The 12630-nt window shown below is 59.1% G+C and carries 10 protein-coding genes; 1 reads left to right on the top strand and 9 read right to left on the bottom strand.

The genetic code is table 11. From position 1 onward, the window contains the following. Window positions 1-34 precede the first annotated feature (34 nt). Both hldE and msbA read right to left on the bottom strand, forming a co-directional pair. Window positions 35-1459 (bottom strand): bifunctional D-glycero-beta-D-manno-heptose-7-phosphate kinase/D-glycero-beta-D-manno-heptose 1-phosphate adenylyltransferase HldE, encoded by a 1425-nt coding sequence (hldE, locus tag KP808_RS02645; protein WP_058399886.1) that lies wholly within the window; start codon window positions 1457-1459, stop codon window positions 35-37. Between the two features lie 127 nt (window positions 1460-1586). Beyond that, on the bottom strand, window positions 1587-3389 hold the full coding sequence (msbA, locus tag KP808_RS02640; RefSeq protein WP_058399894.1) for a lipid A export permease/ATP-binding protein MsbA: 1803 nt from the start codon (window positions 3387-3389) through the stop codon (window positions 1587-1589). 178 nt (window positions 3390-3567) lie between these two features. Here msbA and KP808_RS02635 point away from each other — a divergent pair, with 178 nt between their 5' ends. Further along, window positions 3568-4206 (top strand): BUD32 family EKC/KEOPS complex subunit, encoded by a 639-nt coding sequence (locus tag KP808_RS02635; protein ID WP_038820444.1) that lies wholly within the window; start codon window positions 3568-3570, stop codon window positions 4204-4206. A gap of 45 nt (window positions 4207-4251) precedes the next feature. Here the strand turns inward: KP808_RS02635 and KP808_RS02630 are convergent, their stop codons facing one another. The 7 genes from KP808_RS02630 to KP808_RS02600 are packed head-to-tail and all read right to left on the bottom strand — an operon-like array spanning window position 4252 to window position 12376. Beyond that, window positions 4252-5421 carry an O-antigen ligase domain-containing protein gene (locus KP808_RS02630; protein WP_230017396.1) on the bottom strand — a complete coding sequence of 390 codons (1170 nt, stop codon included), beginning with the start codon at window positions 5419-5421 and terminating at the stop codon, window positions 4252-4254. After that, a complete protein-coding gene (locus tag KP808_RS02625; protein ID WP_058399884.1) occupies window positions 5411-6184 on the bottom strand; it encodes a hypothetical protein in 774 nt (257 codons plus the stop codon). Before KP808_RS02625 ends, KP808_RS02630 begins: the two co-directional genes overlap by 11 nt. 31 nt (window positions 6185-6215) lie before the next feature. Then, entirely contained in the window at window positions 6216-7172 is a 957-nt protein-coding gene (locus tag KP808_RS02620; protein ID WP_058399883.1) for a glycosyltransferase family protein, read from the bottom strand. 30 nt (window positions 7173-7202) lie between these two features. Then, a complete protein-coding gene (locus KP808_RS02615) occupies window positions 7203-8612 on the bottom strand; it encodes a PIG-L family deacetylase (RefSeq protein ID WP_230017395.1) in 1410 nt (469 codons plus the stop codon). Then, window positions 8609-9505: an antimicrobial resistance protein Mig-14 gene (locus KP808_RS02610; RefSeq protein ID WP_230017394.1), complete on the bottom strand. Its 897-nt coding sequence runs from the start codon at window positions 9503-9505 to the stop codon at window positions 8609-8611. The genes KP808_RS02615 and KP808_RS02610 overlap by 4 nt, the downstream gene beginning before the upstream one ends. Beyond that, complete coding sequence (locus tag KP808_RS02605; protein WP_005778837.1) at window positions 9505-10635, bottom strand: glycosyltransferase; 1131 nt, start codon at window positions 10633-10635, stop codon at window positions 9505-9507. Before KP808_RS02605 ends, KP808_RS02610 begins: the two co-directional genes overlap by 1 nt. After that, window positions 10619-12376: a carbamoyltransferase family protein gene (locus tag KP808_RS02600; protein ID WP_002551776.1), complete on the bottom strand. Its 1758-nt coding sequence runs from the start codon at window positions 12374-12376 to the stop codon at window positions 10619-10621. Before KP808_RS02600 ends, KP808_RS02605 begins: the two co-directional genes overlap by 17 nt. Window positions 12377-12630 lie beyond the last annotated feature (254 nt).

The following is a 12630-nucleotide window of genomic DNA, read 5'->3' as shown; positions in this document are numbered from 1 at the left end:
TGATTTGCCTTGGCTTGCAGCTTGCGGCTGAAAACTACGCCTGCCCGCGGATCTTCTCGACAATTGCCGTGGTCGAGCTGTTTTCCACCAGCCCCAACACACGCACATCGCCACCGTACGCCTGGACGATATCGGCACCGACCACCTGATCGACGCCGTAATCACCGCCCTTGACCAGCACGTCCGGCTTGACGTGACTCAGCAGATTTTCAGGGGTGCCTTCGGGGAAGCTGATCACCCAGTCCACTGCACCCAAGCCTGCCAGCACGGCCATACGCCGGTCGACGCTGTTGATCGGACGGCCCGGCCCTTTCAGACGGCTGACAGACGCGTCATCGTTGACGGCCACGATCAGACGATCACCCAGCGCCCGCGCCTGCTCCAGGTAGGTCACATGACCGGCGTGAAGAATGTCGAAGCAGCCATTGGTGAAGACGATTTTTTCCTTGTGCGCGCGCGCATCATCGACCGCCAGCAACAGTTGTTCCAGCCCCAGCACGCCGCGTTCGGAACCTTCTTCGCGCTGAATGGCGCGGCGCAGTTCCGGGGCGCTGATGGCTGCAGTACCCAGCTTGCCGACCACAATGCCTGCTGCCAGATTAGCCAGCGCCACCGCATGCGGCAGTTCCTCGCCCGCAGCAATCGCTGCCGCGAGAGTGGAAATTACCGTGTCACCGGCGCCGGTCACATCGAACACTTCGCGAGCACGGGCCGGCAGGTGCAGCGCCTGCTGATCAGGACGCAGGAGGGTCATGCCGTGTTCACCGCGGGTTACCAGCAGAGCGCCCAGGTCAAGCTCCTGCATCAACTGCGCACCTTTGGTGACCAGCTGTGCCTCGTCTTCACAATGCCCGACGATGGCTTCGAATTCACTGAGGTTCGGCGTAATCAGGCTGGCACCGCGATAGATCGTGAAATCCTTGCCCTTGGGATCAGCCAACACCGCTATACCGCGCTTGCGGGCGGCCTGAATCAGCGCCTGATGGTTTTTCAGTGCACCCTTGCCGTAATCGGACAGGACCAGCACCTTGATGCCATCGAGCAGGCTGTAGACCTCTGCACTCAGTGCCAGCGGGTCAGTGTTGAACGGTTCTTCGAAGTCGATACGCAGTAACTGCTGATGGCGACTCATGACGCGCAACTTGACGATGGTCGGCTGATCGGCAATACGCTGAAAACGCGCCAGCACACCCGCTGCTTTCAGGCTGTTGGTCAGACTTTCTGCGGCCTCGTCGTCACCCGTCACACCGACCAGCGAAGCCGGTGCACCCAGCGCAGCGATGTTCAAGGCCACGTTGGCAGCGCCGCCCGGACGGTCTTCGATCTGATCGACCTTGACCACAGGCACCGGCGCCTCAGGGGAAATACGCGAGGTACCACCATGCCAGTATCTGTCGAGCATGACATCGCCAACCACCAGGACAGGGGCCTGATCAAAGCGCGGCATGTATAGCTTCATGGAACAACCCGTACTTGAAAAATGGACAGGGGCGGAATCTTAGCACAGGGGTTTATAACCGACAGGCTGTTGAATCACACCGCCCGAAGGCAGGCAGGCCACAGCGGCCCGCCCGGTGAGAGCGAAATCAGACTGCGCCGACAGGTGACGGCTCGTCCAGTCCCATGGCATGCAGACGGGCGTAATAGCCGTTCTGTGCCAACAACTCGGTATGCGTACCGCGCTCGACGATCTGCCCGGCGTCCATGACCAGAATCATGTCAGCCTTTTCGATGGTCGAAAGGCGGTGAGCGATAACCAGCGTGGTACGGCCCTTCATGACGTGATCCAGCGCCGCCTGGATGTGGCGTTCGGACTCGGTGTCCAGCGCCGACGTGGCTTCGTCGAGGATCAGCAGCGGTGCGTTTTTAAGCAGTGCGCGAGCAATGGCCAGACGCTGCCGCTGACCACCGGACAGCAGCACGCCGTTTTCGCCCACCTGAGTATCGAACCCCTGCGGCAACTGGTCGATGAACTCTTTGGCGTAGGCATCGGCGGCGGCCGCTTCGATGTCGGCACGCGGGGCACCTGCCAGATCACCATAGGCAATGTTGTTGGCGATCGTGTCGTTGAACAGCGTGACGTTCTGGTTGACCTGGGCGATGTGCTTGCGCAGGTTGCGCAAACGGTAGTCGTTGATTTCGACGCCATCGAGCAGGATGTTGCCCATCTCGTGCCCGTAAAAACGCGGTATCAGGTTAGCCAGGGTCGATTTACCGCTGCCGGACCGGCCTACCAGCGCGATCATCTGCCCAGGCGCTGCGGAGAAACTGATGTCGTTCAACACCTGACGCTCGGTCTGCGGGTAGAAGAAGCTGAGGTTCTTCACCTCAAGGTGGCCGGTCACGCGATCACGCTCGATGGTGCCGGTATCGACTTCTTCTTCCACGTCCAGTTGTTCGAAGATGCTCTCGGCACCGGCGACGCCTTTCTGGATCGTCGAACTGACTTCCGACAACTGGCGAATCGGCTTGGGCAGCAGACCGGCCGCAGTGATGTAGGCAACCAGATCGCCCGCGGTGGCATCGCCTCGCAGGAACAGCACCAGAAACATCAGCACCGCCATGGCGCTGTAGATCACCAGTTGCAGCATCGGCGTGTAGATGGCACCGGTTTTGGTCATGCGCAGTTGTTTGCGTGTGTTGCTGTCACTGGCCTGAGCGAAGCGGTTCTGTTCGTAGGACTCGCCACCGAAGCTGCGTACCACGCGATAGCCCTGAATAGTTTCCGAGGCAACGTGCGTTACGTCGCCCATCGCTACCTGAATCTTCTTGCTCTGCTTGCGGAATTTCTTGCTCGCACTGCCGACCATGACGGCAATCAGCGGCAGGATGGCGAGCATGACCAGGGTCAGCTTCCAGTTCATCATCAACAGATAGATGAACAGGAAAACCACGGTCAGACCTTCACGAATCACCACTTTGATGGCATCGGTGGCGGCACCGGTGACCATCGTGACGTTGAACGTGATACGCGAAATCAGGTGGCCGGAGTTGGTCGTATCGAAGTAACGATTGGGCAGAACCAGCAACTTGTTGAACAGCTCCACCCGCAGGTCATGGACTAACCCGAGAGACACCTTGGCCAGGAAGTAGTTACCCAGGAAAGAGCCAAGCCCCTGCCATGCGGCGATCAGAACGATCAGCAACGGCACTGCCTGCAACAGTTGCAGCTCACGCAGATAAGGCACATTGGGGAACAGCACGGCTTCAGGGTTGGTCAGGCCATCGACGAAGTATTTGAGGATGCCGGCAAGCATCGGCTGGGTCGAGGCGAAGATCACGAAACCAATGATGCTGAGCAGGAAGATGCCCACATACGGACGCACATAAGACAACAGACGGAAATAGATTTTCACGCTGGAAGTCGAGGACGATTCGGAGGTTGTCATGAGAATCCGTCGTATTAAAAAGAGGCCGAATTGTATCACAGCGGTTTTCGCGGCTGCCTGCTGCGGTAACATAGGCGGCTCGTCCATTCCCTGAGGTTTCTGATTGCTGCTTGAAACCGGCAAAGCAGGCTTCTGTATGACGACCAGTAGCCCTTGGGGCATAAAAACCGGAGTATCGATGCAAGCGTTTGACCACGCCCATTACCTTGATCTGGTTCAAGGTGCCGAAGTGCTTGAAGCCGATGGCACGGGCGACAAAGTACTACGTCTGCGTGACGGCTCCATGTTGAAATTGTTTCGACGCAAACGCCTTGTCAGCTCGGCAGCCTGGTATCCCTATGCCCAACGCTTCGCAGACAACTGTGAAACGCTGATCAAGCGCGGCATTCCCTGCCCGCGCATACGCTCGGTAAGCCGCATCGCCGAAATCGAGCGCGATGCAGTGCATTATGATCCGCTGGCAGGCTTCACCCTGCGCCAGCTATTGGGCAGTGCGGTGGCCGACGACAAGCTGCGCAGGCAACTGGGAAGCTTCATCGCCCACCTGCATGAAAAGGGCATCTACTTTCGCTCGGCCCATCTCGGCAACGTTATCCTCACACCGGAAGGCACCCTCGGCCTGATCGACATTGCCGACATGAAAACCTACCGCCGCGCATTGCGTAAAAGCCTGCGTCTGCGCAACTTCAAGCACATGTTGCGCTATCAGGAAGATCGCCAATGGCTGCTGGACAACGGCAACCCGGCGTTTCTGGATGGCTACATGAGCGCTCAGAGCCTGTGCGACACCAGCGAACTGGTTCAGGCTATTCAGTAACGCTTTCACAAAAAATGGCCGCTTTCGAAGCGGCCATTTTTTATCTTACTGCAGCTGCCGGCGCCGATGCGCCTGCACAATACGGCCCAGCACCATCGTTGCCGGTAACAACACCAGCACCCAGAGCTCATCCGGGTTACCGACCAGTTGGCCGCCGTCGAAGTTAAGCATGACCAGCGCGCACAGCAGGTAGAGACCCCAGGCATCGCCGTTGCGCAAGGCGTTCCACAGCGTCATCGCCATAACAACCAGAAACATCACCAGCGAAGCGGCGCCGGTGTACAGGCCCAGCGACACGAAAATATTGTGCGGGTGCTGGATCGGTATGCCGCCCGTCAGGGTCTGGGTCGTGTAGAAATCGACACCACAGCCGAGCACCCAGCCGCAGCGACGCCATTCACCGGTCATGATTTCAAACAGCTCGATGCGGTAGGAATCCCCTCTGACCATCAGCAGGGCGACCCACTGTTCATCCTTGACGAACCAGAAGGCTGCCGCCGCCACGACGCCCAGCGCCAACAAGGCGACTATCGTGCGCAATGGAAAACGGTACAGCGCATAGGCGCTGCAGACGGCGAACAGAACCGCGCAACCCACCAGCGCGGTGCGGGTCTGGACGACAAAGGCCGTTAACACCAGAGTAACAAGAACAGCACACACCGCTTCAATCCAGCGCCGTTCTCTGGCCCATAGCGGCAGTGCCAGGGCGAGGCTGCAAACCAGCCAGGCGCTGGTGTAGATCACATTCTCCATACGTGCCGGAAGAATGGCCACACGCTGACCGAACTCGAATTTTCCGGTCACCCAGCTATAAATGCTGCCGAGCAGGATGTACAGGCAGATGGCCCAGAACATGCCTCGCACGAACAAACCGCGCCGGAAGAAACCGTTTTCCGTAATCCCGGCCACGACAAAGACAAACAGGCTGACGTAGACAATGTGCTTGTAATACTGAAACTCCTGCGCTTGCAGCGCCGGCACCAGAAAGCACGCCATGAATACAGCCCAGGCTATGCCCAGCGGTTCTGCAAACACCCCGGCGCCACGGTACTTGATCAAGAAGAACAAGCCCGGCAAGGCGGTGAATGCGTAAAACAGATTGTTGGTGATCTTGGCTGACGGGTTAAGAATAAAACTCAGCAGAAAGACAACAATCGCTACGGTGAAATACGTCTGTACTTTGCTACTGGGGATTTTGATTCGGTCAACTGACATTATTGAGCAACCAACCTGTTACCAGACCAGCGAGCACAGCGATGATCAGCTTGACGCGATCACGACGCTTGCGACGCTGTTTGTCGAGCCGCTCCTGCGGCACCACCACATGCTCACCGAACCCGGTGTGCAATACGGCATCATTTTCCAGGATCAGAGCGTAACGGTTTTGCGCGGCAAATAATTGTGAAAGTTTCTTCTCGCCACCATGCCCGGCATACGGCGCATGCTGCTGGTAATCAGCCAGACGGCGCAGCCCGGGATTGAAGGAAAACCCCTGCCACTCCGGCTTGTGCGAACCCAGTTTGTAAAACGGGATACCTTCGACCACTTCACGCTCGTTCAAATAGACATAGGGGCTGTGAATACGCAGATCATGATTGTAGCTGCGCAACCAGACTTGCAATGCCTGAGGATCGTGCTTGAGCAGCGTCATTGATTCTTCAATGAAGTGCGGGCGGTAGAAATCCCAGTCATCCTCGCAATGGAAAACCCAGGATGTCTCGACCAACGAATAGGCCGCATCGACAGAGCGCATCTGCCCCAGCTTGGGGTTGTTGATAATGAAACGTGTATGCGGGCGCCAGTGTTCGGGAATGCAGGCCTGAACCTGAGCATCACCCGAATCTTCGGTAATCAGCACATGGCGTATGGGCGCGGTATTGAAACGGTCGAACGTTTCCAGGGTGCTCTTCAACAAGTCGAATCGACCACAACTGGTGACGACCAGCGTAATGTCGCTGTTTTCGCTGAATACCATCATTCGTTCCCAATCATTGAATATTCATAATTCCTTACCATCCCAAGCGTGACCGCAGGCGATCGAGCCAGCTCATCGCCGGCATACTGCGCAACGGCGAACGCATTGCGTCCACGATGGCTTTTCCAAGGGCATGGAATGTAAAGCGTTCTTCGACCAAAGTCTGCCCATTACAGGATATTTCGCTGGCCAGAGCGGTGTTTTCGCGCAACTTCGCCAGCTTTTCACGAAGCTCGGGAATGTCGCGATAGAGCACGATGTTGTGCATGTCGACAAAGCCCAGCGCGCGGTTTTCTTCAGCACCCTGGTCGAAGGCCAGCAGCACGCAACCGCAGGCCATGGCCTCGAAATTCTTGATCATGTACTCGCCCATGCCGACATCGGCACTGACGAAAAAGCGGATGCGGTTCAGGGTGTCGCAATACTCTTCCCCGGACTTGGTACGCGTGACGAGCAGATTCTCGACCTGCCCCAACTCATCCAGCAGCGCCTTGCGACCGCTGTAGGCCACACTGTTGGTACTGCCAACGAAGGCCAGTTCGATGTCACGTTCACGCGCCTGCAATTGCAACAGGCTCTGGTCATAGCCCTTGGGCACGAAAACCGCGTCGAAGCCTTCCTGGCGCAGACGCTCGCTGACCATGAACCCCGAGCAGATCACCCGCGCCCAAGGCAGCTTGCGATAGTGCGCACTGAACTTGCCGGTGTATTTGCAAGGAATGTAGTTCTGATAGGCATCGTGTTCGAGGATGACCAGATTGGGGATCGTGCGGATGAACCCTACCTGACGCACTTCCTGCTTGAAGCGCAGGAAAAACACGATCCGGTCATAACGGCTGACGTCCACCTCGCGGCGGAAATAGCCACGCAGGTTGCGCTGCTCCCCGGAACTCAGCCAGCGCACGTCGCATTCGCAGTGTGCCGCGATGCCGTCATAGAGACGGTCCAGAATCGCACGCTGCTCTTTCTGGACCAGAAGTAGAACTTTCATGGATTTCCTTGCAGTACTGCGCCTGCTGAATCAGATGTCACGGCTGCGCCAGAACAACTCGTGTCGTCGCACAGCTTTGCGGAAGAATTCGTTTTCGCCTTCGGCCGGCCAGTGGCGACCGGCCAGAACGCGCTGCAACGCACGGCGTACACGGCGTTTGAAAGGCATCGGCGGCAACAGGTCATGCATCATACCCAGCGCCATCGCCTTGTCGCGTTGGGCCGCAACCGATAAGTGCAGGCTGTACGGCACCAGCGGCAGACTGGCATCGAATACCGGCGGCAGGCTGATGCCACTGTAGGCATCGCCCATTGGCCAGCGGTCGTTGTCGTGCAAGTGGTTGGCGTAACCGAGCACCACGTCTGGCTGCCATTCAAGACCGGCCAGCGCTTCACGCACGGCTGCCTGGGCACAGATATGGTCAGGATGCGGATCGATGGCCGGGTGCGGCATGACAATAACCTGCGGCCTGGCCTTGAGGACCAGTGCGCGCAGGTCGGCGAGCAGATTATTCCAGGTCGGCTGGCCGTCATCGCCGGGCAATGGCAGCGTATTGAACTGGCGAAACAACCGCGTATCGGTCAGGTCCGCCTCACGCGAGGCGACCGGCGTATCCGGCGCGGCCTGCATGGCGGGTAACTGCAGGCAGAAATAACCCAACTGCACACAGTGCGACTCAGGCACTCCGCCCCAACGGGCGACGGCGATGCTGTCCCAGGCGCGCAAGCGGCCTTTCATGCGCGCAGCTTCGGCGCGCTGCATGCCCATCTGGCGATAATGTTCGGCCTCGATCTCGCCAGCAGTCAGCGTCACAATCCAGGCTTCCTCGGCCTGGCTGTAAAGCCCGAACGCGGCGAGTTCGGCATCGTCGGCATGCGGTGCGATAACCATGACACGCTGCTTGCGCGCATCCGGCTGACGAAACAGCCAGAGGCGCGGTGTACCGGCAAGACGACAGAAACGCCCGCGCAGTTGCAGGGCACCCGCGGCCAGCGGCTCGCCAAGCCCGGTCAGGTTCAGATAACGCACGCCGCAGACGCCACGCTCGAAGGCCTGCCGGTCACTCAAGGCTTGCCCCTGCAGTTCCACGACCGGGTCGAGAAAACGTCCCAGCCAGGTACTTTTTACGGTCAGTGCCAGTATCAATGTTTCGTCGCCGGTCAGTTGCACGGCGGGGTCGATCAGCAACGTGCCGCCGTCCAGGCGGACGCCCGGCACTTCGCTGTCGGCTGCAAAGTTGTACTGATAGTCGTCAGACGGCGAATAGAACAGATGATCGGCGAACCAGGCCTCATGAGCGACCCAGGCACACACCGCCAGCAGCGGCGCCAGCCACCAGGCCACCAGCACGCCGACCGCGATCAACAGGAACAGACCACCCAGCAACGCCAGCCGCTTGTTACGGCGATGGCGCTTGAGCAACTGTTGCTTGCGACTCAAATCTGGAACACCGGAACGGGGTTGCACCATCGGTCCTTGTACTCGCGGTCGGCACGACCAAAGGAAAAACGCAGTGATTTGCCCAAGGCTCGGGCGTCCTCCCAGGCAGACTGGGTGTTGACAAAGCTCAGCACACTGCCGGGGCTGAAATCACGGGTTTCGGGGTCAACACCACCGTTGACGTACTCGATGCTGACCCACTGCGGCGCTTCGACGCGGTACACCAGTTGAATGGCGATTGGCGCATCGTTGAGGAACACCACAGAACCGATCAGCAGGTCACGCAGCAACTCGATGACTTCGGCCTTGTGCCGGGCACCGGTGGCCTCGAAGCCCCAGCGACGCTGAAACAGATCGCAATACATGCTCGCCAGCTCGGCGCTGCTGAACTCGCTGACAGGTCTTACCGTACCGCCAGCCTCCTCCAGCAAGCGAAGTTCACGACGCTGGTTGTAACGAAATTTCTTGGACAGTTCTTCAGGCGTACGCGCCATCGCGAGCGATTCGGTCTGCGGCCTGAAGGTGCTGATGCGGCCCTCGTTGAGCGCAGACACATAGCGGGCACGATGGCGGACCGGGACCTGAATATCGTCGGCCACCGGCAAAATCAGTTCGGCGTTGCCCAGGTCGAACAGGCCTTTCTTGCCGTGACGCTTGAGTTCGTCCTTGGACAGCGCCAGCGAACGCCCCCAAGTGGCAATCGCTGCCTTTACTTCGCCGCCCTGCTTCCAGGCCAGATAACGCACAGCGATACCGGAAAACGCCGACAGGCGCGCAACGACCAGCGGATGAGTGGCTACGCTGCCACCCAACCGTTGCCATGCCTGCTCGTAAGCAGCCGCGTCGATCTGCACCCAGCCACGCTCACGCCAGCCTTTGAATCGATTGAGCATCAGGCCCCCGCCGTCAGGCTGGAGACTTGCGGCAGCCGCCAGAAGACATCGCGCACAGCATGATCGGAAAAGCGTTCGCGCAAACGCAGCAGCATGCGTTCGGCGCAGTCCTGACGCTGCTCGGCGTCAAGACCGGCCATGTGTACCAGGCCGTGCGCGAGGCTGTGAACATCACCCAGCGGGAACAGCAGACCCACGTCTTCGACCACTTCCTTCGCGCCGCCGCAGGACGTTGCAACCAATGGCACACCAGCCACCATCGCTTCCAGCAGGACCATGCCGAACGGCTCGTGGTCAGAGCTCAGGGCGAATACATCGAACGCCTTGAAGTAGCGGCGTGCGTCAGGCACCTGCCCAAGAAACAGCACGTGCGGACCAATGCCCAGCTCCAGCGCAAGCGCCTTGAGGTTTTCTTCCAGGCGGCCCTTGCCGAGAATCACCAACTGGCTGTTCTCGGGAAGATTGGGCAGAGCCTCGGCAAAGCCGCGCAACAGCGTGGCCTGATCCTTGTCCGGATGCAGGCGACCGACGTTGGCGACGATCCACGCCGAGGCAGACAGGCCCAGCTCTGCGCGGGCATCTTCAGCGGAAAACTGACTGCCCTGCAGTTGCTCGACATCAATGCGGTTGTACAAAGTCTGAATACGCTCGGCCGGCCACTTGGGCAGGCTGCTGCGCATGTCGTCGCGGACCGCATCGGAAACACCGAGTAGGCTCAGGCGCTTGCGAAACAGGTTGGCGAACAGCTTGCGACTGCGCCGGTGGTAATCGCCGAACGCATGATGCACACCGATCACCGGCAACTTCGTCGCCAACAGGGCGATGTACACCGGCTTGAAGCGGTGCGCGATGCAAAAGCTGAACGAGCGCGTCGCGGCAATTTTGCGCAGGTCACGGATGGCACCCAGCTTCAGGCCACGAATGGCGCTGGAGCTGTATTCCATGAACAGCACTTCGTCAGAGCCACAGTCGGCGACCACATCGGGGTCGGCGGCGCCGGTCAGAAACACCGTCGTCACCCGATAGCCCTTGCCGGCAAACAGGCTGGCGTATTGCCGTGCGCAGTCCAGAAACGGCCCGTCATAGCCGTGACAGAACTGCAGCACGTGACGTTCAGCCGAGCGTGTCATAAGCCTCGACGCCCTCTTTGACCACCAGGATGTCTTCCATGATCAGGTACTCGAGGTCCGAGCCGAAGAACATGTTCAGCGCATCGGTCGGCGAGCAGATCATCGGTTCGCCACGGCGGTTGAGCGAGGTGTTCAGGGAAACGCCATTGCCGGTCAATTCTTCCAGCGCCTTCATCATGTCGTAGTAGCGCGGGTTGTATTCGCGCTTGAGCACCTGGGCACGGGAAGTGCCGTCTTCATGGACGACTTCCGGAACACGGGTTTTCCACTCTTCCGCCACTTCGAAGGTGAAGGTCATGAACGGTGCCGGGTGATCGATCTTGATCATCTGCGGCGCGACGGTATCGAGCATCGACGGGCAGAAAGGCCTCCAGCGCTCGCGGAACTTGATCTGATGGTTGATACGGTCGGCTACCCCGGTGACGCTCGGGCAACCGATGATCGAGCGACCGCCCAGAGCACGCGGACCGAACTCCATGCGTCCCTGGAACCAGGCAACCGGGTTGCCCTTGACCATGATTTCGGCAATCCGCTGTGGCGTATTGTCGATCTGACGCCAGACCGGCTTGCTCGGGTGACGGGCACAGGCCGCGATCACGTCTTCGTTGCTGTACGCCGGGCCGAGGTAGACGTGTTCCATCTTCTCGACCGGTACACCGCGAGCGTGGGACACATAAGCCGCAGCACCGACCGCCGTACCTGCATCGCCGGACGCAGGCTGCACGAACAGCTCCTTGACTTCAGGACGGGCGATGATGCGCTGGTTGAGTTTGACGTTCAGCGCACAGCCACCGGCGAAAGCGATCTTGCCGGTTTCCTTGAGGATGTCACCCAGGTAGTGGTCCATCATCTGCAACGCGAGCTTTTCGAACAGCGCCTGCATGCTCGCGGCATAGTGAATGTAGGGCTCGTCGGCTACGTCGCCAACGCGTTTCGGGCCGAGCCACTCGATCAGCTTCGGCGAGAAGTAAAAGCCCTTGCCGTTCTCTTTATAGCGACGCAGGCCAATGACGTTGGCCAGCTCGGTATTGATGATCAGCTCGCCGTTCTCGAACGTGGCCAGACGCGAAAAATCATACTTGCTGGCATCACCGTACGGTGCCATGCCCATAACCTTGAATTCGCCGTCGAGCATCTCGAAACCGAGGAATTCGGTGATAGCGCCATACAGGCCGCCCAGCGAGTCAGGATCGAAGAATTCCTTGATCTTGTGGATCTTGCCGTTTTCGCCGTAGCCGAAGAAGGTCGTGGCGTACTCGCCCTTGCCGTCGATGCCCATGATCGCGGTTTTCTCGGTGAAACCGGAACAGTGGTAGGCGCTGGAGGCGTGAGCCAGATGGTGCTCGACCGGCTCGATCTTGATCTTTTTCGGATCGAAGCCCAGTTGCTCGAGGCACCAGACAATCTTGTTGCGGTAGCGCTTGTAACGGCGGTTGCCCATCAGCAGCGCGTCGAGGGCGCGATCAGGGGCGTACCAGTAGCGCTTGGCGTAATGCCAGCGCGCCTTGCCGAACAGGCTGATGGGGGCGAACGGAATCGCAACCACGTCAACGTCCGAAGGCTTGATGCCTGCCTGTTCCAGACAGAACTTCGCCGACTCGTAGGGCATGCGGTTCTTCGCGTGTTTGTCACGAACGAAGCGCTCTTCTTCGGCCGCTGCTATCAGCTTGCCGTCGATATAAAGCGCTGCGGAAGGATCATGGCTAAGGGCGCCGGACAGGCCAAGGATCGTCAATGCCACTAGGGTCTAGCCTCTTTAGTCTGCATGCAGGCGCATCGCGCCCGAGAAAAGGTGTGCCCCCGCACAGCGGGCTGAGGGCAGCTAAAGGGCGGGATTATAACGTAATGACCAAGGATTGGCTCGACGCGCTGAAATGTCATCGGGGATGCCCGCCAGACGGCGTAGGAAACATCTATTTCTCAGCATCAATAACTATCTACGACTTGACGCCTGTTGCTTCTGATTAATTGAGGCCCATCGTCGCCGGCCCGAAG

The sequence above is a fragment of the Pseudomonas savastanoi genome (assembly GCF_020917325.1).
GTDB lineage: Bacteria > Pseudomonadota > Gammaproteobacteria > Pseudomonadales > Pseudomonadaceae > Aquipseudomonas > Aquipseudomonas amygdali.
This window is presented reverse-complemented; position numbering and strand designations above follow the sequence as displayed.

Excerpts from the sequence above, each read along its gene's own strand:
- hldE (WP_058399886.1), bottom strand. The coding sequence starts at position 1,459 with ATGAAGCTATACATGCCGCGCTTTGATCAGGCCCCTGTCCTGGTGGTT.
- msbA (WP_058399894.1), bottom strand. The coding sequence starts at position 3,389 with ATGACAACCTCCGAATCGTCCTCGACTTCCAGCGTGAAAATCTATTTC.
- KP808_RS02635 (WP_038820444.1), top strand. The coding sequence starts at position 3,568 with ATGCAAGCGTTTGACCACGCCCATTACCTTGATCTGGTTCAAGGTGCC.
- KP808_RS02630 (WP_230017396.1), bottom strand. The coding sequence starts at position 5,421 with ATGTCAGTTGACCGAATCAAAATCCCCAGTAGCAAAGTACAGACGTAT.
- KP808_RS02625 (WP_058399884.1), bottom strand. The coding sequence starts at position 6,184 with ATGATGGTATTCAGCGAAAACAGCGACATTACGCTGGTCGTCACCAGT.
- KP808_RS02620 (WP_058399883.1), bottom strand. The coding sequence starts at position 7,172 with ATGAAAGTTCTACTTCTGGTCCAGAAAGAGCAGCGTGCGATTCTGGAC.
- KP808_RS02610 (WP_230017394.1), bottom strand. The coding sequence starts at position 9,505 with ATGCTCAATCGATTCAAAGGCTGGCGTGAGCGTGGCTGGGTGCAGATC.
- KP808_RS02605 (WP_005778837.1), bottom strand. The coding sequence starts at position 10,635 with ATGACACGCTCGGCTGAACGTCACGTGCTGCAGTTCTGTCACGGCTAT.